This window comes from Pedobacter sp. GW821-FHT01D05, from assembly GCF_059422505.1.
The window spans coordinates 1,964,454-1,990,123 of record NZ_JBWKXA010000001.1 but is presented as its reverse complement, the minus strand read 5'-3'; the positions used below and the strand labels follow the sequence as shown (position 1 = coordinate 1,990,123).

The window sequence follows — 25,670 nt, the reverse complement described above, 5'->3', positions numbered from 1 at the left end:
CAACCATTTGAACCACCAAGCAACAGAACACATGATTGAAAAAGAAACCACACAATTTAAACCCTCACTTAAATTGATGGATGCAACAATGCTTGTAGCCGGAAGTATGATCGGCTCAGGTATTTTTATAGTAAGCGCCGATATTACCCGGAATGTGGGCAGTTCTGGCTGGCTATTAGTGGTTTGGCTAATTACAGGCTTTATGACGCTTACTGCTGCATTGAGTTATGGCGAATTAAGTGCCATGTTCCCAAAAGCGGGCGGGCAGTATATTTATTTAAAGGAAGCTTATAATCCGCTGATCAGTTTTTTATATGGCTGGAGTTTTTTTACCGTAATCCAAACAGCGACTATTGCCGCAGTAGGCGTGGCATTTGCCAAGTTTACTGCATATCTTGTGCCTGCACTAAGTGAAGATTTAGTCGCCATCGATCTGGGGTTCTTTACCATTTCCCCAGCTCAACTATTGGCCATTGGGGTGATTATATTACTGACCTATATTAACAATAGAGGGGTAAACGGTGGTAAAGTGATTCAAACCACCTTTACAGTAGCTAAATTATTAAGTTTGTTTGGCCTTATCGCGTTTGGCCTTTTCTTTTTAGATAAGGGAATCTGGAAAACAAACTGGGAAAATATGTGGGTTTTAGGACCGCTATCTGCCGATGGAAATATTGGCTCTTACACCACTTTGGCGGCTTTTGGTGCTATTGCGGCGGCGATGGTGGGCTCGATATTTAGTAGCGACTCCTGGCACAACGTTACTTTTATTGCCGGAGAAATTAAAAACCCCGCACGCAATATTGGTTTGAGTTTAGCCTTAGGAACCATCATCGTAACGGTGCTCTACATCCTTACCAATGTGATGTATACAGGGGTGCTTTCATTACACGATATCGCCTATGCTGATAAAGATCGCGTAGCGGTTTCTGCTGCCAATCATATTTTCGGTACAGCGGGTACCGTCATTATTGCATTAATGATTATGGTTTCGACTTTCGGCTGTAACAACGGTTTAATTATGGCTGGTGCCAGGGTGTATTACTCAATGGCCAAAGATGGGCTTTTCTTTAAAAAAGTAGGTACACTCAACAAAAATGCGGTTCCTGGTTTTGGACTGTGGATTCAATGTGTTTTTGCTTGTTTATGGTGCATTAGTGGAAAATATGGCGATCTGTTGGATATGATCTCGTTTGTAGTAGTGATGTTTTATATGCTCACCATTTTCGGAATTTTTATCCTTCGTAAAAAACGACCGGATGCCGAAAGGCCTTACAAAGCTTTTGGCTACCCTGTGCTGCCAATCATCTATATGGCAATGGGACTGGCTTTTTGTGTATTGCTGATTATTTTTAAACCTAAATTTACCTGGCCTGGGTTAATTATCACTTTAATTGGTATACCGGTTTATTACCTGATTAAAGGAAATATTGCCCGACAGGATTTGAAAGCAAAAGAATCGGTTGATGTGAGCGGTTAAAATATTGATGTTATTCATCAAAATCTAAAGGAAATCTGAAAAGCCGTAGCACTATATTTACCACAAAAAATCTGTAATGACCATTTATCCAAACGCTAAAAAAGCAATAGCGATCATCTTATTCAGTTTTGTTTCCTTTCAGCTGCTGGCGCAACAAGCGGGTTTACAGCCTTATGCACCAAGTGCTGCTGAAATGGCAAATGCTTACCAATTATCTGCTAAACTGGATACCGCATTACGGAATATCCCAACCAACAACGATCCTGTTCCCTTTTGGAAAAAAGACGGGAGTGCATTTTGGTACAAAAAGAACCTTCCTAACAGAACATGGGAATATTATTATGTAGATGCTGCAACAGGTAGACGTAAAGCTGCATTTGATAACGATAAACTGGCTGAAAACATAGAAAAGGTAACAGGTAAAAAGCAAAATCCATTAAAACTGCAGTTTGCTGAACTGTATTTCGCCGATCAGGGTAATACGGCAAAACTAAAAATACAGGATAAATGGTATGAATTAAACTTGAACGATTACAGTTTGGCGGACACCAAAGACACTACAATTTATCGTTACAATGCCAAAAGACCTTTGCAGCAAAGCAGATCGCGCTGGCAACGGAACCGTGAGGCCAGAAAATCGCCTGATGGTAAAAGCGAAATCCTTATAAAGGGTGGAAATATATTTGTGGTTGATCTAGCTACCAAAACAGAAACCCAATTGAGTACTGATGGTAATGCCGATAAACCTTATGGCGAATTTGCATGGTCACCCGATGGCAAAAATATTGTTGCCTATAAAATCGATCCGAAAGAGACTAAAAAAGTACATTATGTATTAAGTTCTGTTCCTGGCACTACCCGTGGTGAATTAAAATCAAGAGAGTATGCACAGCCTGGCGACGATTTTACCGCTTATCAACCCTATGTTTTTAATGTAACGGCTAAAACTGCCATTAAAGTAGATGCAGATCCGATAGATTTCTTTGGTGCACCAGAATTGCATTGGCGCGATAACAACAGCAGATATTATACCTATGAGAAAGTAGATCGCGGCCATCAACGTTTCAGGGTAATTGAAGTAGATGTTTTAACAGGCAAAACCAAAAACATTATCGAAGAAAAAACAAAAACCTTCATTTATGAGCGCCGCATTTATACCCGTTACTTACCTAAAACAAATGAAATATTGTGGACCAGTGAGCAGGATGGATGGCAACACCTTTATCTGGTTAATGGCACCACAGGAAAACAGACGCTGATTACCAAAGGCAATTGGGTGGTTAGGGATATCGATAGTGTAGATGTGGTTAAACGCCAGGTTTGGTTTAGGGCCTGCGGAATGAATGCCAGTGAAGACCCTTACTTTATCCATTATTACCGGATTGGTTTCGACGGTAAAGGATTGGTAAATCTTACGCCCGAAAAAGGTAACCATAACCTCAGTTTTTCTCCCGATCGTAAATATTATATCGATACTTATTCACAGGTAAATGTGCCGCCTGTAAGCGAGTTAAGGTTAACTTCGAACACCAAAAAAATAAGTGAAATAGAACATGGCCAAACGGATGTTTATTTGGCTACCGGTGTTAAACTGCCTGAAGTGTTTGTGGCCAAAGGAAGAGATGGCATAACAGATATTTGGGGCATTGTTTGTTTTCCTTCAAAAATGGATGTGAATAAAACTTATCCTGTGATCGAAAATATTTATGCAGGTCCTCATGATAGTTTTGTGCCCAAAAGTTTCTTGCCTGCCAGTGAGATGCAGAGCATTGCCGAATTAGGCTTTATTGTAGTACAGATTGATGGAATGGGTACTGCCAACAGGTCTAAAGCTTTTCATGATGTATGCTGGAAAAACATAGCTGATGCTGGTTTCGCTGATCGGATATTGTGGATGAAAGCCATGGCCGTTAAATATCCAAATGCTGATATTAACAGCGTGGGGATTTATGGCACTTCGGCAGGGGGGCAAAGCTCAACAGGTGCGCTGTTATTTCATCCCGATTTTTATAAGGCTGCGGTTTCTGCCTGTGGTTGTCATGATAACCGCATCGATAAACAATGGTGGAACGAACAATGGATGGGGTATCCGGTAGGACCGCACTATGGAGAACAATCCAACATTACCAATGCAGCAAAATTACAGGGTAATCTATTTTTAATTGTTGGTGAGGCCGATGAAAACGTACCACCAGAATCAACCTATCGACTTGCCGATGCATTGATCAAAGCAAATAAAGATTTCGATATTTTAAGCATTCCGGGTATGGGGCACAGTGATGGCGGTATTTACGGTCGTAGGCGTAAACGCGATTTCTTTGTAAAACATTTATTGCACGCCGAACCACCAAATCCGAATGTATTGGTTCAATAGTCGTTGGTTAATAGGTGATTAGCCCTTTGTTTATCTGTCATTGGCTCCCTAAAAATGTAATGACTCAACGCTACTTTTATTCAATCATTAAAATAAATTGTTACTTTGCTGCATTATCTAATCATCCTTAACCATGTTGCAAAGAATTAAAGTATCCTGTCTGTTTTTATTTGTGCTGTTATCCAGCGCATTTGTGGCCAATGCATCGAAGATAGATTTCTATCAGATCAAAATTTACCATTTGAAAACCGATGCACAAGAAAAAACAGTAGATGATTATCTGCAGAATGCATATTTACCCGCATTGCACCGTATCGGAATTACAAAAGTTGGTGTATTTAAGCCAATTGTAAGCGATCAGGCTGTGGTTACAGAAAAGCTTATTTATGTATTTATTCCTTTGAAATCGTTCAATGGCGTTCTGGACTTGGATGAAAAGTTAGCCAAAGATAAACAACATGCCATTGACGGTAAAACTTACCTTGATGCAGCTTATACTGAAACTCCTTATGAGCGATTAGAATCTATTGTTTTAAAGGCTTTTGAGGATGCTCCTCATTTTATGCTCCCTAATCTAAAATCGCCGATGAAAGAACGGGTTTACGAATTAAGAAGTTATGAGGCACCTACTGAGAAATATTTTAAGAATAAAGTTGAAATGTTTAATAAAGGTGATGAAATCGGTTTATTTAAAAGACTCAATTTTAATGCCGTATTTTATGGAGAAGTAATCGCCGGTAGTCGCATGCCTAACCTCATGTATTTAACCACTTTCGAAAATAAGGCAGATAGGGACGCACACTGGAAGGCTTTCTCTGCAGATGATTATTGGAAGAAGTTATCAGCCATGCCAGAATATCAGCACAATGTTTCTAAAAACGATACTAAATTTGTTTACCCTACAGACTATTCAGATTTTTAAGAAAGGTAAAAGCTGAAAGACTAAAGCTGAAAGCAAAAGGTAAACTAATTTCAGTGTAAATCTGTGTTTCCGTGGCAAAAAAATAATCCAAGCTGGATAGATCAGGTTCAGGATGACGATCGCCGGAAACGAGTTATGAAATCTTAATGTTCTTAACTACTTAATGGTAGAAGCTTAAAGACTAAAGCTTAAAGCAAAATTAAATTCCGTGTAAATCTGTGTTTCCGTGGCAAAAAAATAATCCAATCCAGATAGATCCTGAAACAAGTTCAGGAGGACGATCGCTAGGAATAAGCTATGAAATCTTAATGTTCTTAATTACTTAATGGTAGAAAGGTAAAAGCTGAAAGCAAAAGGTAAACTAATTTCAGTGTAAATCTATGTTTCCGTGGCAAAAAAAATAATCCAAGCTGGATAGATCCAGGTTCAGGAGGACGATCGCCGGGACCGAACTATAAAAATCTTAACGTTTTTAATTGCTTAATGGTAAGAAAGGTAAAAGCTGAAAGACTAAAGCGCAAAGCAAAATTAAATTCCGTGTAAATCTGTGCTTCCGTGGCGAAAAAATAAGCCTGGATAAATCCTGCATCAAGTTCTGGAGGACGATCGCTAGGAATAAGCTATGAAATCTTAATGTTCTTAATTACTTAATGGTAGAAAGATAAAAGCGAATATCATCAGGGAGCTACTTACAAAAGTATTTCTTTATCCTTATGTTCAGTCAGAATCAGCTGATTTACCGTGTCTTCAAATTTTCTAAAATCGAGCGGTTTAAATAAAAAACAGTTGCCCTTAGCAATGGTATTATCGTAATCGTTACTTACAAATACAACAAATTTTACGCTGTTTCGAAGCATTCTGGCTATATCAATTCCTGATATTTCCATCTGGATATCCAGAAATAGAAAATCAATCTTCCCGTAAGTCCAAAAGGCGGCCATGGCATCTATTGCATCTGTAAAACTTCCCTTTAGTTGGAGTTTGTTCATTTTGGAAACAAAGTGCTCAAGTGTTTTTATACTCGTTTGGCTGTCATCTATAATTACACAGCTATAGGATTTTGATAGGGGGGAATTCATTTGTAATAAGCAATTTTATAAACACTTGCAAAATGCTTGCCATTCGATTGTTTTTTAAGTTTATCATGCAAAAATACTTTGTTTAAAATATAACTAATCAATGTTTTATGGTCAGGTAGTATAAAAAATAAACTATTTTGTGCTTTGTATTTTTTTTGATAGTATAGGTAATTGCGGTTCTAGCCCTGTATTTATAGAAACCTGAAGAAATCTTTTTCGCAAATCCTCGTTCCCGATTCCTTTAGCATATAAATCGAAATAAAAATCATTCTTGATAGATATATTATTGCTTTAAATATTGTACCCTATAGCGCATGACAGTTAATCTGATAAGCCAGTTATCTTTGTAAAGAGATAACTGCAGTACCCGTAATTATTTCGCTAACCAAATAATTTTCTCATCATGATTGTACCGATACTTATCAATAAAATAAGCAAGAAGTTGCTGTTGTTTATGCTCGTTTTTCTGTCGTTCAGGGCTGGTGCAAGGGCCATAAATCAGTTTAATCTTTTAGTTGCCCCAGGTACCTTGTCAGAAAATACTGCGGCCTTATTGTGGGATAAACAATATGAGGCGCCGAATGTAATTTATCAAATCTCTTTAAACGGTAAAGTATACGGTACTACAGGAAAAACCAATTATACGATCGAAAATTTGAATCCAAATACCTGGTATACGGTAAGTGTAAATGTTAAAGGAAATAAGACTGCCCGCTTAAATACTCTACGTTTTAAAACCAGGGTAAAGGGAAAAATATTCAATATTTTAGATTTCGGGGCAAAAGGAGATGGTATGGCCAGTAATACGAAAGCGATTCAAGCAGCGATAGACGCCTGTAGTGTGGGCGGAACGGTCTATATCCCTAAAGGGACTTTCGTTTCAGGTGCACTCTATTTAAAAAGTAATATGACCCTCCGGATAGAAGAAGGTGCAGTATTAAAAGGGTCAACAATTGTAGAAGATTATTTGCCGATGATCTTAAACCGTTTCGAAGGCTGGGAGCTGAAAACATATGCCAGTTTACTCAATGCAGGTACGCTTAACCGCAATGGAACTTATAATGTGAAAGATTTAAGAATTACAGGTAAAGGCACCATTAGTGGCGGAGGGAAAAAACTTGGCGATGCGATGATCAAAGCCAGTGGAATAAGAAGCAGAGGCCGTTTAGTCTGCTTAATGAACTGTCAGAACGTAAGTTTGTCTGATTTAACGATTACTGAACCTCCTTGCTGGACCATTCATTATATCTATAGTAACAACATAACCTGTCAGAATTTAAACATCATCACTGTAAATATCCGTAACGGGGATGGTATAGATCCCGATTCTTCTACTGATGCTTATATTTTTAACTGTACTTTCGATACTGGTGATGATTGTATTGCCATTAAATCGGGTAAAAACCCTGAAGGCTTTTTTGTAGCCAAACCAACCAAAAATGTACGGATAACAGATTGCGACTTTAAACGCGGTCATGGTATTTCGATTGGCAGCGAAATGTCTGGTGGGGTAAGCGATGTTTTGGTACAAGACTGCAAAGCTGGGAAATTATTACATGGCATGCAGATAAAAGGAACAAAAGATAGAGGTGGTTATGTAAAAAATGTAACCGTAACCGATTGTCAACTATTGCAGATTACGATCTTCTCAGCAGTTAATTACAACAACGATGGTGAAGCCGCACCACAGATCCCTACCTTCGAAAATTTTGTATTCAAAAATATAGATATGTCTATGGCTTCAGATGCAGGTACAACAATTAATATCAATGGTTTTAAAGATCCAGCCCACCGCTTGAGAAATGTAACTTTCACGAACGTCACACTGCCAGAGCAGTCAAAAGTTGTTGTAAATGATGCCGAAAAGATAAAATTTACTGAAGTGAAATCGGCCGCCGGCGCTAAACCTCAGTACATGGTAAACAATAGTTCGGAAGTGATTTATTAGTTCATTAGTCATTTGTTCAATGGTCATTAGTTCATTACCTGGTGACCATTAAACATCAATTATTGATCTTTTTATAACTTTAATAATCTTTACTACCTTAAACCCCTATCCGCCTATCGGCACCTTTCCCCTGAAAGGGAAAGGGCTAAAAAACAAGTTACTGCATACTGCAATATGCCCCATGCTATCGGCCTAGGAAATGATGGAAGGAGATCCTTCGACTACGCTCAGGACGTTAAAGCTTTTGCACCTTCTTTCAACCTACCACTACCCCGAGGCAGCACGCACTCCCCGATCCTTTATAAGCTTGTCCCGAACATTCTTCGGGAGGGGCTTGTGCTGGCGACCCAAAAAGCTTTGACGAATTTATCTGACATCAGTTCCAAGCCTTTCAGTTATGCCTTGGTCTTTGTTATTTTTAACGGCAGGCATGCTTTCGCTGCGCTCAGGTTTGTTTCTTTTGGGCCAAGCCAACCTGCGAAGCAAGCTTGAAGGCCTATAAAAAAATATACAAAACTGAAAAAAGAAAGAGCCCTCGGCGGCGGTGGACCTGTACCGATTTTTCATCGGCAGCCGAAGCAAGACTGCGCAAAGGACAAGAATAGCGACCGCTTTAAGGTTCCCGCCTGCGCGGGAATGACGACCACATTAAATAACTCCTAATAATATTATTTCGTGCAAATCTGTGCTTCCGTGGCAAAAAACTAACCATAAAGATTCTGAAATAAATCCGATAGCTATCGGATCAGAATGACGCAATTTTAGATCCTGAAACAAGTCCAGGAGGACGATTGCTGAATCAGTTCTGTGAAATCGATCTTCTACTACCTTAATGCCCTTAATTTCTTAATGATAGAAAACATCACTCCATCTCTGGTAAAAAATTAGATAGGCAAACGATTGCGCGGTTTTTATACCTAAAAACGCACTAGATCCTTTAATGTGTTTGCTAACTTTAGCCCACAGCAACTAAAGCTAAATGCTTGCTTACACATAAACACATAACCAAATCAAAATTTAATGACCCCGCATTATTTCTTAAAAAACTTTAAAATAGCCAATCTCAAAAATCAACCTAAAAGCGTTGTTTTGGCATGTGCGTTTTTTTTAATTGCCACTCCATTTTTTGCTTCTGCTCAGCCAGCTGCTCAGAAAACCAATCAGGCAGCAGAAAAAGTTACCAAAGTGATTGGTGCAAAAAAGATTAATACCACCACAGTAGAATTGTTGCTTTCTGATAATCAACGTTTAACGTTAGATTTTTACAATGATCATATTTTCCGTCTTTTCGAAGACCCTACGGGAGGTTTTATACGTGATCCGGAAGCTAAACCAGAAGCCAAAATTTTAGTGGAAAACCCACGCAGACCAGTTTCAAAACTAGATGTTAAAGATGAGAATAATCAACTGTTCATATCTACCGGTAAGATTACCGTTCTTTTCGATAAAAATACTTCCCTGATCAAAATTATCAACCTTGCTACACAAGCTGTGGCTGTTGAAGAATTAGCGCCGGTTCAGTTCGAAAAAGGAAAAGTAACCCTGAGTTTGAAAGAAAATCCGCAGGAGTATTTTTATGGCGGAGGTGTACAGAACGGTCGTTTCTCACACAAGGGAAGAGCCATTTCTATCGAAAACCAAAACAGCTGGACGGATGGGGGAGTTGCTTCGCCAACGCCTTTTTATTGGTCTACCAATGGTTATGCTGTTATGTGGCACACCTTTAGCAAAGGAAATTACAATTTTGGGGCTAAAGAAAAAGGATTGGTGAAATTGGCACATGAAACCGATTACCTGGATGCTTTTTTTATGGTTAACGATGGAGCAGTCCCTTTATTGAACGATTTTTATCAACTTACCGGAAATCCGATTCTGTTGCCAAAATTTGGCTTCTACCAGGGCCATTTGAACGCTTACAACCGCGATTTTTGGAAAGAAGACGAAAAAGGAACTTTATTTGAAGATGGCAAACGTTACAAAGAAAGCCAGAAAGATAATGGCGGTATAAAAGAATCGCTTAACGGCGAAAAAAATAATTATCAGTTTTCAGCCCGTGCGGTGATCGACCGTTATAAAAAACACGATATGCCTTTGGGCTGGGTGCTTCCAAATGATGGTTATGGCGCAGGTTATGGTCAAACTGAAACATTAGATGGCAACATTCAGAACCTGAAAAGTTTTGGCGATTATGCCCGTAAAAACGGCGTTGAAATTGGACTTTGGACACAATCCGATCTACACCCTAAAGCAGAAGTAAGTCCGTTATTGCAGCGCGATATTATTAAAGAAGCCAGAGATGCAGGCGTTCGTGTATTAAAAACCGATGTGGCCTGGGTAGGCGCGGGTTATTCGTTCGGCTTGAATGGCGTTGCCGATGTAGCGCAGATTATGCCTTATTATGGCAATAGTAGTCGTCCGTTTATCATTTCATTAGATGGCTGGGCAGGTACACAACGTTATGCAGGTATTTGGTCGGGTGATCAAACTGGTGGCGTTTGGGAATATATCCGTTTCCACATCCCTACCTATTTGGGGGCTGGTTTATCAGGTCAACCGAATATTACTTCCGATATGGATGGTATTTTTGGTGGTAAAAATCTAACCATCAACACCCGCGATTTCCAATGGAAAACCTTTACGCCTATGGAATTAAACATGGACGGTTGGGGCGCTAACGAAAAATATCCACATGCATTGGGCGAGCCTGTAGCCTCGATTAACCGTAATTATTTAAAACTGAAATCGGAGTTGATGCCCTACACTTATAGCGTAGCTAGAGAAGCGGTTACCGGACTGCCGATTATAAGGGCAATGTTTCTGGAGTATCCAAATGCCTATACCAAAGGTACTTCAACACAATATCAATACCTGTACGGGCCTTCTTTTTTAGTTGCACCGATTTATCAGGCAACCAAGTCAGATGAGAAAGGTAACGATATCCGTAATGGTATTTATTTGCCAGATGGAGTATGGATTGATTATTTCACCGGAGAAAAATATGCAGGGAACAGTATTCTCAATAGTTTTGATTCGCCGTTATGGAAATTGCCTGTTTTTGTGAAAAATGGCGCCATTATCCCGATGACGAATCCTAATAACAACGTTGCTGAAATCAATAAAGCAAACCGTATTTATGAATTATATCCTTTTGGAAAAACTTCATTTACGGAATACGATGACGACGGTGCAACAGAAGCCTACAAATTGGGAAAAGGCGCTTCTACTTTGATTGAATCAGCACTAGATGGGAAGAACAATGCCTTGGTTACCATTCATCCTGCAAAAGGTGATTTCGATGGCTTTGTGAAAGAAAAAACAACCGAATTTGTGATCAACGTTACCGAAAAACCAAAAAGGTTAACGGCAAAAGTTGGAAACAGCAAAATAAAATTGACAGAAACAAACTCAAAAGAAGAGTTTTTAAAACAGTCTAACGTTTATTTCTACGATGCTACACCAAACTTAAACCGTTTTGCTACGAAAGGAAGCGAGTTTGAAAAAGTGGCAATGGTTAAAAACCCTCAATTGTTGGTTAAACTTCAGTCTACTGATATTACCATCAATCCGGTAACACTTAGTATAGACGGTTTTAAATTTGAGCCTGTAGATAAACAACGCATGTTAACAGGGAAATTAACTGCTCCTGTTAATGCAAGGGTAAGTGATAAAAACAGAGAAGCCTATACGCTAACACCAAGCTGGACCAAAGTGAGCAATGCAGATTTTTATGAAATCGATTTTAACGATATGCATTACACTACTATCAGCGATACTGCTTTATTATTTGATGGTTTATTGGCCGAAACAGCTTACACCTTTAAATTGCGTGCAGTAAACAAAGATGGCTACTCGGATTGGACCGAAATTAAGGCAACTACTAAAACCAACCCGCTTGAGTTTGCTATTCAGGGTATTGTTGCCGAAACTACAGTAGAAAATCAAGGAGGTTCTGGTATCAATAAATTGTTCGATTATGACGAAGGTAATACCTGGCATACCAAATGGGGTGTTAAAGCAGTTCCTTTTGATATGATCATTGATCTGAAATCGGTCAATCAACTGGATAAATTCCACTACCTGCCACGCACAGGAAGAGGGAACGGAATTTTATTAAAAGGTAAAGTATTTTATAGCAATAATAAAGAAAACTGGACAGAAGCTGGTGCATTTGAATGGGCCAATAGCGACGAAATTAAAATATTTAATTTCACTGCACATCCTGCTGCACGTTACATCAAAATTGCTGTTGCTGATGGCGTAGGTGGTTTTGGTTCAGGTAGGGAGCTGTATGTGTTTAAGGTTCCTGGTACCGAAAGTTATCTTTCGGGGGATATTAATAACGACCGTTTAATTGATAAGAATGATTTAACTTCTTATATTAACTATACCGGTTTAAGAAAAGGTGATGCCGATTTTGAAGGTTATATCAGCAATGGCGATATCAATAAAAACAACTTGATCGATGCTTATGATATTTCAGTTGTGGCCACACAGCTTGAAGGAGGTGTGAAAAATGCTAAAATCGATAAAATTGCAGGTAAACTGGAAATCAGTACTGCTAAACAAGCTTACAACAAGGACGAAATCATCGAAATCAAAGTAAAAGGAATAAACCTGAAATCAGTAAATGCTTTAAGTTTTGCACTACCATACAGTGCACAGGATTATGATTTTGTAAGCATTCAGCCTTTAAATACCAAACAGATGGATAACCTGACCAACGATCGCCAGCATACAAGTGGTGCCAAGGTTTTGTACCCAACCTTTGTAAACATAGGTAACAAAGATGCTTTAAACGAAACTGCCGATCTGTTTATCATTAAATTAAAGGCAAAACACAAACTACAGTTCATGCTTAAAATTAGTGAAGGCATTTTAGTAGATAAGAATCTCAATTCAGTTAAATTTTAGTTAGTAGTGATTAGTGCAGAGAGGTCGGTTTTTAATCGGCCTCTTTTTTATTGGCACTAACTAGAACACCAGAATAGATTCGGTAATAAGTTTGCAAAGTGTATCTTTACAACTCGTCTATTTTAGAAAGAGGCGGGGTTTAGCTAAGGCATTCTCCCATCAAATTTTGTTGTTCAACTATGAGATTAATTAGTCTAGCTTGTTTTATTCTGCAATTTTTTTTCCTCTTTACTCATGTTAAAGCGCAGGTATTCCCTGTAAATAAACAGCCAGTAATAGCAGGCCATTATGTAATTAAAACATATGGCATAAACGAAGGGCTGCCCTCAAAAAGTACAACAGCTGCCTTAAAAGATAAGCGGGGATTTATATGGGTAGGTACCGAAAACGGTTTGTGTAAGTTTGATGGCTATTCTTTTAAAATTTATGTAAATATCCCGGGCGATACCACATCAATAACCAATAACTATATCAATGCTGTTGTAGAAGATCAGAATGGTGTTTTCTGGGTGGCTACCATGAACGGTTTAAATAAATTCGACCCTGTAACAGAGAAATTTGAGCGTTTTTATCATCAAGAAAACAAGAGGACATCGTTGAGCAATAATAAAATATGGTCGCTGCTCATCGATAGAACAAATAAGCTCTGGGTAGGTACCGACGATGGTTTTAACCTTTTTAACAAAAACTCAGCATCATTTACAGTATATCAGCCCAACATTAAAAATCCAAATGCCATTAAAGGAAAATCCGTTAATGCCATTGCAGAAGATAAAGAAGGTAACTTATGGTTAGGCAATTGGAGCAAAGGATTAAATAAATTTGATAAAAAGACGAGGCGCTTTACCAATTACACGCAGAAGGAAATAGCGGGTGAAAAAAATCCAAATGATATCTGGACACTTAGTATAGATGCCGATGGTATGATATGGGTTGGTTGTTATTGGAAAGGTGATCTGTTCAGATTCGATCCGAAAATAGGGAAATTCAACACCTTCAGTAGTAAAGGCACTGGTAACGCCTCAGTATTTAGTATATTAAGTTTAGGTGCAAAAAAAATGCTGGTTGGCGGAAATGCCGGATTATTTTGGGTAAACACTGAATTAAATAAATGGGAGAAAATAGAAGAACTCGATTTTTTTGCCAATGGGGGGCTATACCGCGATAAAACAGGAATGATATGGGTTTGTGGTAAAAATGGTCTCAGTAAAATAGACTTTAACCAATATAAATTTAATTTTATCTCCCTTCCTTTTGACCAGGCAGAAGTTAAATCCATCATCAGTTATGGTAAGATTTTTTGGATAGGCACAAACAAAGGTTTGTTTAAATATAATCCCGATAATCGTTCAGTAATTAAATTGCTGCATACCGGTAATGCGAATAGTTTATCCAGCTCTGATATTATTAACTTATCTACCGATTTAAAGGGCAGGTTATGGGTGCTGGGCGAAAATGGTTTCGATCTTTACGAGGAGCAAGAGAATAAATTTGTTCACCATCATCACCGCTCGGCACTTGGTAGTTTTTTTAATGAAGATGTTTTTAGAGATTTAATTGAGGTAAACAATAACGAATATTATTTGGCTACCGATGCTGGTTTGAAAGTATATAATGATAAAACCCGCAGTTATACACATTACTTTAACGACCCTAAAAACCAGGCTTCATTAAGTAATAACCATTTGTACTGCCTGTTAAAAGATGCGCAGGGAAATGTTTGGATAGGGACATACGGAAGCGGGCTCAGTCGCTTTAACCCTAAAACCAGAAAGTTTAGCAATTACATGATCGATAATTCAAGAAAAGGTGGCATTAGCAATAATATTGTAAATAGCCTCTATCTGGATTCACATCAAAATGTTTGGATCTGCACCCGCGATGGATTGAATAAATATGTAGCTAAAACAGATACTTTCGAAATATATTCAAAGCAAAACGGTTTTGCGAGCAATGTTTTTACCGATCTGGTAGAAGATAATAATGGCAGGTTATGGGTAACTACCGAACAGGGCATTTCACTCTTTGATCCGGTAAATAAAATGGTGAAAAATTACGATGAGAAAGACGGTGTTTATGCCAATGCCGCTATCTGTAAAAATGCAAAAGGAGAAATTTACCTGGCAGGAAGTAAAGGAATCGTTTATTTTAACCCACAACAGCTAAAATATAATAAAACGGCCCCGGCGGTTTATTTTTCCGATTTTTCTATTTTTAATAAATTAATTCTGCCAGGTGATGATTCTCCTTTAAAATTACCGGTGTACATGACTAAGGAGATTACTTTGCCTTACAGCCAAAGTGTGCTTTCTTTTGGTTTTGTAGCGCTTAATTATACGCTTTCCGAAAAAAACAAGTATGCTTATTTTCTTGAAGGTTTCGACAAGAAATGGAATTACAGTGGCAGTGAGCATAAAGTTACCTATACCAATTTAAATCCCGGTAAGTATGTGTTAAAGGTAAGGGCATCAAATAACGATGGCATCTGGAATATGGAGGGCAACTCTATTATAATTACCATTACACCGCCATGGTATGGTACCTGGTGGGCTTTTTGTATTTATGGACTGGCTTTCTTTGGGATGATTTATGCCTATCTTAAATACCGTGAGCATCGCGCAAACCTCGAATTTCAGGTGAAACTGGCCCATGTAGAGAGTGAAAAAGAGAAAGAACTTAGCGAGAAGAAACTTTCTTTTTTTACCAATGTATCGCACGAGTTTCGTACGCCACTTACACTAATTATCAATCCGGTTAAAGAGCTTTTATACAAGAACGATAAGAATGTTGATACCACTGATTTAAATATTGTGTACCGAAATGCAAAACGGCTTTTAAGTTTGGTAGATCAATTGTTATTGTTCAGAAAAGCAGATACCTACGGCGGGAAATTAAAAGTAGCTCCGGTAAATCTGGTGAGTTTGTGTAAAGAAGTATTTCTTTGTTTTGTGCACCAGGCCAGGTCTAAAAATATTGTATTTGAGTTTATATGCGCTGATGAATTGATCCCATTTTATGCTGATAGGGAAAAAATAGAGATTGTGTTTTTTAATCTGCTTGCAAATGCCATAAAATTTACGGCCGATGGCGGTACGGTTAAAATGATTGTAAAAAGTAACCAGGAGAATATAAATGTACTTATAGAAGATACAGGCTGTGGTATTACCAACTTTGCAGGAGAAAAACTCTATGAAAAATTTTATCAGGATCCAGGAAATAAATCAGCAAAGGGAGGTTTCGGTATCGGTTTGTACCTGGCCAAGAATTTTATAGAAATGCATGGCGGAGCGATAAGTTATACCAGCGTCGAAAATAAAGGCACTACATTTAATATTGCTTTACTAAAGGGAATAAGCCATTTTAAAGATGCGGTAATTTTGCAGGAGGAATTGGTAGATACCGATTCATCGTTGTTTAAAGAGTTAATAGAGGATGAAATTACGGCAAATAATATCGTAAAAGCAGCAGAAGAACCATTGATTGATAGTCAGCTCGCTGTGGATTTGAAAACACTATTGATCATTGATGATAACATCGAGATCAGAGAATACCTGAAACAGGTTTTCAGAATGGATTATCACCTTTATGAAGCGAGCAACGGAGAAGACGGATATGATATGGTAAAAGAGCTATTGCCCGATATTGTGATATGTGATGTAATGATGGATGGTATAACCGGCATAGAACTTTGTAGTAAAATAAAAGAAGATGTAGCCGTTTCTCATATTCCAATTATCCTGTTGACCGCTATTTCTGCACCAGAAGTTAAACTTAAAGGAATAGAAGGCGGGGCCGACGATTACATTAGCAAACCTTTTGATAAAGATTTTTTAAAGGCGAGGGTAGCCAGTATATTAAAAAGTAAAAATGCCCTGCAAAAATATTTTTATAATGAGATTACCCTCAATTCTAACAATACCAAAATCTCTGCAGAATACAAAGAGTTTTTGGATAGCTGTATCCGTATTGTAGAAGAACACCTGATCGACCCCGATTTCAATATCGATATATTAACTGCGGCTATTGGCATGTCGAGATCTAATCTTTACCGCAAAATAAAATCCATTTCTGGTCAGTCAGCGAATGGCTTTATCCGTTTCATCAGGTTAAGAAAAGCTGCCGAAATTTTTATCAATACCGATAAAACCATTCAGGAAACTTCTTACATGGTGGGTATTAACGATCCGAAATATTTTAGAGAGCAGTTTTATAAGCTCTTTAACATGAACCCATCGCAGTACATTAAAAAATTCCGCAAGCCGTTTTCCAATAATATTAATACCACAGTTAAAAAAGGTAAATAGCAAGTAGCCTTCATCTATTTTTTAATAATTGGCCCCGAAGCATTCTTTTGGGGTTTTTTCGGTTTGTTTACCCCTCTAATTTGGATTGTTTGTACCCTATAGGAGTTGTTTGTTGGCGCTAATTTAGCCTTCTATAAAGCAGTGCTATAATCGCGATTCCGATAGAGGGTTCTGTTGGGTAGGTTATAAAATTGATCTGCTAACCAAATATTAAACTTGCAAACCAATATGAGAAGAAAAGTTCTGAAAGGATTTTTGCCAAAAATCTTTACAATTAAAACACTGGCATTTCTATTTATCGTATCCATTAGTTTACCGGCAATGGCATCTTTAGTTTCTGTTAAAACAGCGATAAAGAACAAGCGCAAAGAAATTGTGGTAACGGGTACCGTAACAAACGAAACAGGTACTACATTTCCAGGTGTAGCGGTTAAAATTAAGGGAACCGAAAAAGCGGTGCAAACAGATGCAAATGGTAAATACAGCATTAATGTTGCGGCCAAAACTGATGTACTTATTTTTTCTTTTGTAGGCTATATCAACCAGGAGCAAACGGTTGGTGATAGAACAACCATTAATGTTCAGCTTAGTTCAGATACCAAAACCCTAAACGAATTGGTAGTGGTTGGTTACGGCACCCAGAAAAAAGCAACATTAACAGGATCAATCTCGCAGGTAAAAGGAGCCGACCTGGTGAAGAGTCCGCAACCGAATTTATCCAATTCATTAGCCGGCCGGTTTTCTGGTGTGGTAATTAACAATAGGAGTGGCGAGCCAGGTTTTGATGGTTCAAACATCACCATCAGGGGTTTGGCTACAACCGGGAGCAACAGTGTATTAGTTGTTGTAGATGGAATACCTGGACAAATTGGCGGTCTGGAACGATTAGACCCTAACGATATTGAAAGTGTTTCGGTACTAAAAGATGCCTCTGCCGCCATTTATGGTAACCGAGCAGCCAATGGTGTAATTTTAGTGACTACAAAAAAGGGGAAAACTGGTAAACCAACCATCAATTATAGTTTTAACCAAGGTTTTAGCTCGCCAACAAGATTGCCAAAAATGGCAGATGCTGCAACTTATGCGCAGATAATGAACGAAATTGGTTTCGATTCGAATCCCGCAGGTGGTCTTAATCAATCTTACTCGGCTGATCAGATCGAAAAGTTTCGTAACGGTTCTGATCCGTTGTTGTTCCCTAACACCGATTGGATTGACCAAACTTTAGAAAAAACAGCTTTGCAAAGCCAACACAGCCTTTCCATTAATGGTGGCGGACAAGATGTAAAGTATTACATGTCGTTAGGGACTGTTTCTCAAGACGGTTTGTATAAAAATGGAGTAACCAAATACAATCAGTACAATTTTCGTACGAATATAGATGCTAATGTTTCTAAATACCTTAAAGTTGGCTTATCTGTATCTGGTAGACAAGAAAACCGTTTGTTTCCTCAGGTTGGTGCGGGCGATGTTTTTAGGGCCATTTATAGAGCAAAACCTATTGTAGGTGCTTATTATCCAAATGGTTTGCCAACAACTGGTATAGAAAATGCAAACCCTGCCGTACAGGTTACTGATATTGGGGGAACGAATAAATCGCCTACGCAGGTTTTAAATGGTATTTTAAGAGCTAGTTTTATTATTCCCGGGGTTGAAGGCCTTTCGGTTGATGGTTTCTTTTCTGCTGATAAATCTAATGTATTTACCAAAAGTTTCAGCAAACCATATCTGCTATATCAATACGATCCTACATCTAAAAACTACAATAGTGTTATTGTTGGTGGCAATAACCAAAAAGCTACGCTGACCGAAAGTCATAGAAATGAATCGTTGCTTACTTCGAATATTAAACTAAACTACGCTCGTCGTTTTAACCTGCACGATATCAATGCTTTTGTGGGTTATGAGCAGAGCGAAAATCATTTAGAATATTTCGATGCACAACGTTTTAACTTCCTCTCTACTTCGTTGCCTGAACTTTCTCAGGGAGGTACTGCAGCTACCGATTTCTTAAACTCAGGCTATAGTACAAACTATAACCGCCGAAGCATTATCAGTCGCCTGGCCTATAGTTATGATGATAAATATCTTTTTGAAGGGCAGTTGCGTGTAGATGGATCCTCAATTTTTCCTCAGGGCAAACAGTATGGTTACTTTCCTTCTGTTTCTGCAGGATGGGTAATCTCAAAAGAAAAATGGTTTAGCGAAAGCATTAAATTTGTTGATAATTTAAAAATCCGGGCTTCATACGGAGCGCTAGGTAACGATAATGTAAATGGTTTCCAGTATTTTGATAATTATGTATTGGTTGGGAATGGATTTGTAGCCCAAAGCCCGGGTGCAACCTCATCAACCATACAGCCAGGTGTAAACTTAGTTAAACTCGCAAACCCGAACATTACCTGGGAGGTTGCCAAAAAACTTGATATCGGTTTCAATGCCGTTTTATTCAAAAACTTTAGTATCGAAGCGATCTATTTTCAGCAGAAACGTTCCGATATCTTAAGCACGCGTAACGCATCATTGCCTGGATCTTCAGGAATTGTAAACCCTTTTGGTTCCGATCCGCTGGTACCGTCAGAAAATATCGGTAAGGTTAATAATGCTGGTTTTGAAGCTACTTTAGGGTATAACCACAATGGCGAAAACTTTAAATGGAATGCATCTGGTAACATTACTTATGCAAAAAGCAAAGTAATTTTTATTGATGAAGCAAGCGGTACGCTAGATTATCAACGCCAAACCGGAAGACCATTAAACGCTAACCTGCTTTACAATAGCATAGGCATATTCAGAACACAACAAGAGTTAGATGCTTACCCACATGTAAGTGGCGCTAAAATAGGCGACCTTAAATACCTCGATTATAATAATGACGGTAAAATAACGGCCGATGACCAAACCAGAACACCATATAGCAATATTCCTCAGATTACTTATGGTTTTACGCTTGGCGCATCTTATAAAAACTTTGATGTATCAATGGTATTAGCCGGACAAACCCAGGTAAGCCAATATGTTTTGCCAGAATCGGGTAGCGTAGGTAACTTTTATAGCAGTTGGGCCGATAACAGGTTTAGTTCGGCAAATCCGAACGGAACTTACCCAAGGGTAACTGACCGTGCATCGAATGCGATTAGCGGTGGGCAGTTTAACAATACTTTTTGGCTTAATGATGCCTCATTCTTAAGGCTTAAAAATGTAGAAATTGCCTATAACATTAAGGCCAGTTTCTTGGAACGGATCAATATATCGGGATTAAGGCTTTATGCAAGTGCATTTAACTTGTTCACCATTTCTAAAGTAAAAGATTACGATCCTGAAGGAACCAGTGGCAGCGGGCAATTTTATCCACAGCAACGCATTATTAATTTAGGCGCCAATATTAAATTCTAAATATCATGAATAACAAATCAATATATATAACACTTTTAGGCCTGTCTCTTATCTCAGTGAATATTGTGGGCTGTAAAAAAGAATTTTTAAATGTAGAACCAACAGACCGGATCTCTACAGCTGCTATAGAAACCGATACGGCTGTTTTTGAGGCCTATGTAACCAACCGTTATATCGCCAGTAGATTGCAGGATAAGGAAGGTGACGGTTCTTCACCGGGTTTTGGTAGAGGTTTTGAATATAGCATGTGGAGCTCTTTTACTGATGAATCTATTTATAATAATGACGATGCAACCTGGTTGATACAAAGAGGACAGCTGGCACCTGAAAATTTAGGAAGCGCTGGTGTATATTGGGGAAGGAGTTACAAAAGCATCAGAGAATGTAATTATGCGCTCGAAGTGCTTGGTAAAATTAGCATGAGTGCAGCTCATAAAAAACAATTGGTTGCAGAGCTTAAGTTTATTAAGGCCTTCCGTTATCAGGATTTAATTAGGAATTATGGTGGTGTAGTTTTAATGGGTGATAAGGTAACCAACCTGACCGATAATTTGCAGGATCCGGCTTTGTTTCAACGCGCTTCGATTAAAGAATCTATAGATTATGTGGCAGCACAGCTAGACCAGGCTGCAGCAGATTTACCTTTGGATAACAGCAGTAGCTGGATGGTAGGAAGGGCAACAAAAGGCGCTGCACTTGCACTAAAATCCCGCTTACTTTTATATGCAGCAAGTCCATTGTATAATGCTGGTACCTGGCAGGCGGCTGTTACGGCAGCCCAGGCAGTTATTTCTTTAAATAAATACGGAATTTACACAGGTGGTTATGGGAATTTATTCTTAACCGACCAAAGCAATGAAATTATTTTCGCGAGGCTGTTTACCAAAAATGCAAATCATACCCATTTAGAAATTGCTAATGGACCAAATGGTTACGGTGGTTGGGCGGGTAATACCCCATTGCAAAATCTGGTTGATGATTATGAAATGGCCAACGGTAAAGCCATTACCGATCCTACCTCTGGTTATGACGCGAACAATCCGTACAAAGACCGTGATCCTCGTTTTGCAGCAACCATTTTATACAATGGTGCAGCGTATCGAGAGCGTAATGTAGAAACCTTTATTCCGGGAGGAAAGGATAGTAAAGATGGGAATGATAACTGGAATACAACCAAAACCGGATATTACCTTAAAAAATTCATGAATAATGCCTATCCATTGCAAAATCCTTGGGGCAATGCAGGTTTTCAGCCCTGGATATATTTTAGATATGCAGAAATTTTGCTTAATTATGCTGAAGCTGCAAACGAAGCTTACGGTCCTGATGCTGTTCCTGCCGGATCAACATTATCGGCAAGACAAGCCATCAACATGGTAAGGGCAAGACCAGATGTGAATATGCCTGCATTGGCCGTTGGACTTACACAAACACAGATGCGCGATGCAGTTCGTTATGAGCGGAGGGTAGAACTTGCTTTCGAAGAACATCGTTTTTATGATGTGAGAAGATGGAAAATTGCGGATGTAACCGAAAACAAACCTGCTGCCGGAGTGATTATTACCAAAACAGGCACAGGATTTACTTATGCACCTAAAGTTGCGCTGGATGGGCGTAAGTTTGAAACCAAACATTACTGGTTGCCAATACCAAGGGCCGAGATTTTAGCCTCAGGTGGTAAATTGCAGCAAAACCCGGGTTATTAATAAATAGAAATTAAATTTTACATGATAAAGCCATATCAATACCTGAACCGTTTTTTTGCCTGCCTGGCCTTATTTTTCTATGGCGAAACCGCGCTTGCGCAAGTTGCTGTTGCGAAAATAGAGATCGATCCAGCCATCACATTCCAAACCATAGAAGGTTTCGGCGCTTCTGATGCATGGACTTGTCAGTTTGCCGGATTATGGCCTGCAGAGAAAAGGGATAAGATGGCCGATCTGCTTTTTAGTACCCAAACGACAAAAACAGGTCAACCTGTTGGTATTGGCCTTAACATGTGGCGTTTCAGCATTGGCGGTGGCAGTGCCGCCCAAGGTAAGGCAAGCGATATTGGCGACGAATGGCGCCGTCAATACGCTTTTCTGCAACCAGATGGCAGTTATGATTGGAATGCGATGCCAGGGCAAACCTGGTTTTTAAAGGCCGCAAAAACCCGTGGTGTAAAACAGTTTATCGGCTTTGTAAACAGTCCGCATGTACTTTTTACCAAAAACGGTAAAGCATATTCTACCGATGGTAACTGCAACCTGAATTTTGATAAACTTCCCGAATTTTCTGCCGATCTCGTAGCCACTATTAATGGAATAAAAAAAACAACAGGTATAGAACTAGATTACCTTAGCCCTGCAAATGAGCCACAATGGAAATGGAATGAGCATAACCAGGAAGGCTGCCCCTATAACAACACTGAACTGGCTCAGCTTTATAAAGGTGTAAATGATGCATTCAATAAAAATCAGATCAAAACCAAAATACAGGTAGGAGAGGCAGGTCAGCTCGATTACTTATACGATAATGGAAACACTGCAAAGGGAAATCAGGTATATCAGTTCTTTAATGCTTCATCACCGAACTATGTTGGCAATCTTTCCAATATCGATAATTCTATTTCTGGTCATAGCTATTTTACCACCAGCCCAGAACAAAAATTTATTGATGTACGTAAAAAAACAGGCGATGCTGTGGCCGGTGTAAAAGGTTTAAGATATTGGATGTCTGAATATTGTGTGCTGGGGGATGATGTGCTTAAAGGTGAAAAACGCGACCTGGGTATGGTAACCGCTTTGTTTATTGCAAGGTTAATCCACCAAGATCTCGTTTTATCAAATGCAACGTCATGGCAGTGGTGGTTGGGCGTATCAACTGGCGATTACAAGGATGGTCTGGTTTATATCGATCGAAACAAAACCGACGGACAAGTGTACGAGAGTAAAATGTTATGGGCTTTAGGCAATTATAGCCGTTTTATTGATGCAGGTAGTAAGCGGCTTCAGGTTAAAACAATTGAAGAAAAAGTAGCACAGGTGTATGTATCATCTTACTTACAAAATAAAAAGCTTGTAACGGTAGCCGTTAACCCGACAGAAAACGATCTCGATCTGGATATCGATGTAAAAGGGAATAAGCAAAGTTTTGTACAAACCTATGTTACTTCAGCCGAATACAATTTATCACCCTTTAAACAATATAAGGATACGAAACGTGTTCGTGTTCCAGCTAAATCTGTAACCACTATACTTAGTAATTAACTTTCTTACTCTGTAATTACAAAGCGCCTTATTTTTTTATATCAATCATTTTGTTTTGAGCTGAAAGGCACTTTACAGATCGATATGGGAAAACTATGCTTTTAACTTTTTTAAATATATCTTAAATGAAACCTATCCTCAAACTCCTTAAGATTACAGTAATTTTAATTACTTGTTTTTCCAGCTTTGGTGCTTTTGCACAGGCTCAGCACACTTTTAAGCTTGCAGACTCTGTTTTTCTACTGGATAATAAACCCTTTCAGATCATTTCTGGCGAAATGCATTACCCCCGTATACCGAGAGAAGCCTGGCGCGATAGAATGAAAATGGCTAAAGCGATGGGCTTAAATACCATTGGTACCTATGTATTTTGGAATGTACACGAACCGCAGAAAGATCAGTTTGATTTTTCTGGTAATAATGATATTGCTGAATTTGTACGTATTGCAAAAGAAGAAGGATTATGGGTATTGCTTCGCCCTAGTCCATATGTATGTGCCGAATGGGAATTTGGTGGTTACCCATTTTGGTTACAGAACATTAAAGGTTTACAGGTAAGGAGTAAAGAAGCGCAATATTTAAAAGAATATAAAGAATACCTTAAAGAAATTGGTAAACGGTTAGCGCCATTGCAGATTAATCATGGTGGCAACATCTTAATGGTACAGGTAGAAAACGAGTATGGTTCTTATGGGAATGATAAAGAATACCTAAAAATCAATACCCAGCTCTTTAAAGATGCCGGTTTTGATGGCGTGCTTTCAACCTGCGATCCTGTTCCTGCATTAGAAGGTGGGCATTTAGCGGGTTTGCTTCCTGGCGTAAACGGTATCGACAATCCTGCTCAGATCAGAACGCTGATCAATAAGTATAACAATGGTACCGGACCTTACTTTGTGCCAGAATGGTATCCGGCCTGGTTCGATTGGTGGGGTACAAAACACCATCAGGTGGATCCAAAAATGTATGCTGACAAACTGGATACTGTACTTAAAGGAGGGATTTCTATTAACATGTATATGTTTCATGGTGGTACAACCAGAGGTTTTATGAACGGGGCAAATTATAATGATTCTACCGCATACGAACCACAGATTAGTAGTTACGATTATGATGCCCCTTTAGATGAGGCAGGTAATGCGACGCCAAAATTTATGCTTTTCCGCGAAGCGATTAAAAAGAATTTGCCTGCAAACCAAACACTTCCGCTCATACCTGCTGCCAAGCCTGCAGCTGCGTTGCCTGTAATTACTTTTACCAAATCAACAGACATCTTTAACCTGGTTGGGAAACCACAATTAAGTGAAAAACCATTAACCTTCGAAGCCCTTAACCAACCTTATGGTTTTGTATTGTACAGCAGCACGATAAAAGGTGGGCGCAAGGGCGTAATTAAAATCAATGAGCTGCGCGATTACGGATTAGTATATATTAATAAAAAACTTGCAGGTGTTTTAGATAGACGAGTTTATCAAGATAGTTTAGTGGTTGATCTTCCTGCTGGTAATGTGCAACTTGATATTTTAGTAGAAAACATGGGTAGAATTAATTTTGGTCCTTATCTGCTTAAAAATAATAAAGGGATTACTAAAAATGTAACTTTTAATGGTGAAGAGATTAAATCATGGAAAATGTATCCTTTGCCATTTGATAAAATCGATACCCAAAAAATACAGCCTAAAGTAAATAGCCAATCTGCGGCGGTACTTAAATCGGCCTCCTTTAATTTAACAAAAGTTGCCGACACTTATCTAGACATGCGCCAGTGGGGAAAAGGACTGGTTTGGGTTAATGGACATAATTTGGGTAAATATTGGGCTATTGGGCCACAACAGACCATTTATTTGCCTGCAGAATGGCTTAAAAAAGGAAAGAATGAAATTGTAGTTTTCGAACTGCTTAAACCTAAACAACATACATTAAGTAGCTTAGCTAAACCTATTTTAAATGAACTGAAAAAATAAATAACATTTCGATTTTCTTCTGGTTAACGCCTCACTAACCA

11 protein-coding genes are annotated in these 25,670 nt (G+C 38.7%); 10 read left to right on the top strand and 1 reads right to left on the bottom strand.

Translation table 11 applies throughout. The annotated features are described in order from the left end of the window. The first annotated feature begins 31 nt into the window (after window positions 1-31). The 3 genes from AC07VK_RS07975 (at window position 32) to AC07VK_RS07965 (ending at window position 4,776) form a co-directional block, all read left to right on the top strand. Complete coding sequence (locus tag AC07VK_RS07975) at window positions 32-1,480, top strand: APC family permease (RefSeq protein WP_492959561.1); 1,449 nt, start codon at window positions 32-34, stop codon at window positions 1,478-1,480. Window positions 1,481-1,556: 76 nt separating this feature from the next. Continuing rightward, complete coding sequence (locus AC07VK_RS07970; protein WP_492959559.1) at window positions 1,557-3,854, top strand: S9 family peptidase; 2,298 nt, start codon at window positions 1,557-1,559, stop codon at window positions 3,852-3,854. Window positions 3,855-3,987: 133 nt separating this feature from the next. Continuing rightward, window positions 3,988-4,776: an NIPSNAP family protein gene (locus AC07VK_RS07965; protein WP_492959557.1), complete on the top strand. Its 789-nt coding sequence runs from the start codon at window positions 3,988-3,990 to the stop codon at window positions 4,774-4,776. 689 nt (window positions 4,777-5,465) lie between these two features. Here the strand turns inward: AC07VK_RS07965 and AC07VK_RS07960 are convergent. Then, window positions 5,466-5,765, bottom strand: a complete 300-nt coding sequence (locus AC07VK_RS07960) for a hypothetical protein (protein WP_492959555.1) — start codon at window positions 5,763-5,765, stop codon at window positions 5,466-5,468. A gap of 493 nt (window positions 5,766-6,258) precedes the next feature. On the opposite strand from AC07VK_RS07960, the gene AC07VK_RS07955 reads away from it, so the two are divergent. The 7 genes from AC07VK_RS07955 (at window position 6,259) to AC07VK_RS07925 (ending at window position 25,629) form a co-directional block, all read left to right on the top strand. After that, window positions 6,259-7,803, top strand: coding sequence for a glycosyl hydrolase family 28 protein (locus AC07VK_RS07955; RefSeq protein ID WP_492959553.1), 1,545 nt, complete (start codon window positions 6,259-6,261; stop codon window positions 7,801-7,803). A gap of 1,020 nt (window positions 7,804-8,823) precedes the next feature. Next, window positions 8,824-12,714, top strand: coding sequence for a TIM-barrel domain-containing protein (locus AC07VK_RS07950; protein ID WP_492959551.1), 3,891 nt, complete (start codon window positions 8,824-8,826; stop codon window positions 12,712-12,714). A 179-nt stretch (window positions 12,715-12,893) separates the two neighbouring features. Then, a complete protein-coding gene (locus tag AC07VK_RS07945; protein ID WP_492959549.1) occupies window positions 12,894-17,018 on the top strand; it encodes a hybrid sensor histidine kinase/response regulator transcription factor in 4,125 nt (1,374 codons plus the stop codon). Window positions 17,019-17,246: 228 nt separating this feature from the next. Then, window positions 17,247-20,414, top strand: coding sequence for a SusC/RagA family TonB-linked outer membrane protein (locus tag AC07VK_RS07940; protein WP_492959547.1), 3,168 nt, complete (start codon window positions 17,247-17,249; stop codon window positions 20,412-20,414). A 5-nt stretch (window positions 20,415-20,419) separates the two neighbouring features. Next, window positions 20,420-22,120 carry a RagB/SusD family nutrient uptake outer membrane protein gene (locus tag AC07VK_RS07935; RefSeq protein WP_492951941.1) on the top strand — a complete coding sequence of 567 codons (1,701 nt, stop codon included), beginning with the start codon at window positions 20,420-20,422 and terminating at the stop codon, window positions 22,118-22,120. Window positions 22,121-22,141: 21 nt separating this feature from the next. After that, complete coding sequence (locus AC07VK_RS07930) at window positions 22,142-23,665, top strand: glycoside hydrolase (RefSeq protein WP_492959545.1); 1,524 nt, start codon at window positions 22,142-22,144, stop codon at window positions 23,663-23,665. 125 nt (window positions 23,666-23,790) lie between these two features. After that, window positions 23,791-25,629, top strand: a complete 1,839-nt coding sequence (locus tag AC07VK_RS07925) for a glycoside hydrolase family 35 protein (RefSeq protein ID WP_492959543.1) — start codon at window positions 23,791-23,793, stop codon at window positions 25,627-25,629. Window positions 25,630-25,670 lie beyond the last annotated feature (41 nt).

Bases quoted from the DNA above. Each gene is read 5' to 3' on its own strand.
- AC07VK_RS07975 (WP_492959561.1), top strand. From the start codon at position 32: ATGATTGAAAAAGAAACCACACAATTTAAACCCTCACTTAAATTGATG.
- AC07VK_RS07970 (WP_492959559.1), top strand. From the start codon at position 1,557: ATGACCATTTATCCAAACGCTAAAAAAGCAATAGCGATCATCTTATTC.
- AC07VK_RS07965 (WP_492959557.1), top strand. From the start codon at position 3,988: ATGTTGCAAAGAATTAAAGTATCCTGTCTGTTTTTATTTGTGCTGTTA.
- AC07VK_RS07960 (WP_492959555.1), bottom strand. From the start codon at position 5,765: ATGAACAAACTCCAACTAAAGGGAAGTTTTACAGATGCAATAGATGCC.
- AC07VK_RS07955 (WP_492959553.1), top strand. From the start codon at position 6,259: ATGATTGTACCGATACTTATCAATAAAATAAGCAAGAAGTTGCTGTTG.
- AC07VK_RS07950 (WP_492959551.1), top strand. From the start codon at position 8,824: ATGACCCCGCATTATTTCTTAAAAAACTTTAAAATAGCCAATCTCAAA.
- AC07VK_RS07945 (WP_492959549.1), top strand. From the start codon at position 12,894: ATGAGATTAATTAGTCTAGCTTGTTTTATTCTGCAATTTTTTTTCCTC.
- AC07VK_RS07940 (WP_492959547.1), top strand. From the start codon at position 17,247: ATGAGAAGAAAAGTTCTGAAAGGATTTTTGCCAAAAATCTTTACAATT.
- AC07VK_RS07935 (WP_492951941.1), top strand. From the start codon at position 20,420: ATGAATAACAAATCAATATATATAACACTTTTAGGCCTGTCTCTTATC.
- AC07VK_RS07930 (WP_492959545.1), top strand. From the start codon at position 22,142: ATGATAAAGCCATATCAATACCTGAACCGTTTTTTTGCCTGCCTGGCC.
- AC07VK_RS07925 (WP_492959543.1), top strand. From the start codon at position 23,791: ATGAAACCTATCCTCAAACTCCTTAAGATTACAGTAATTTTAATTACT.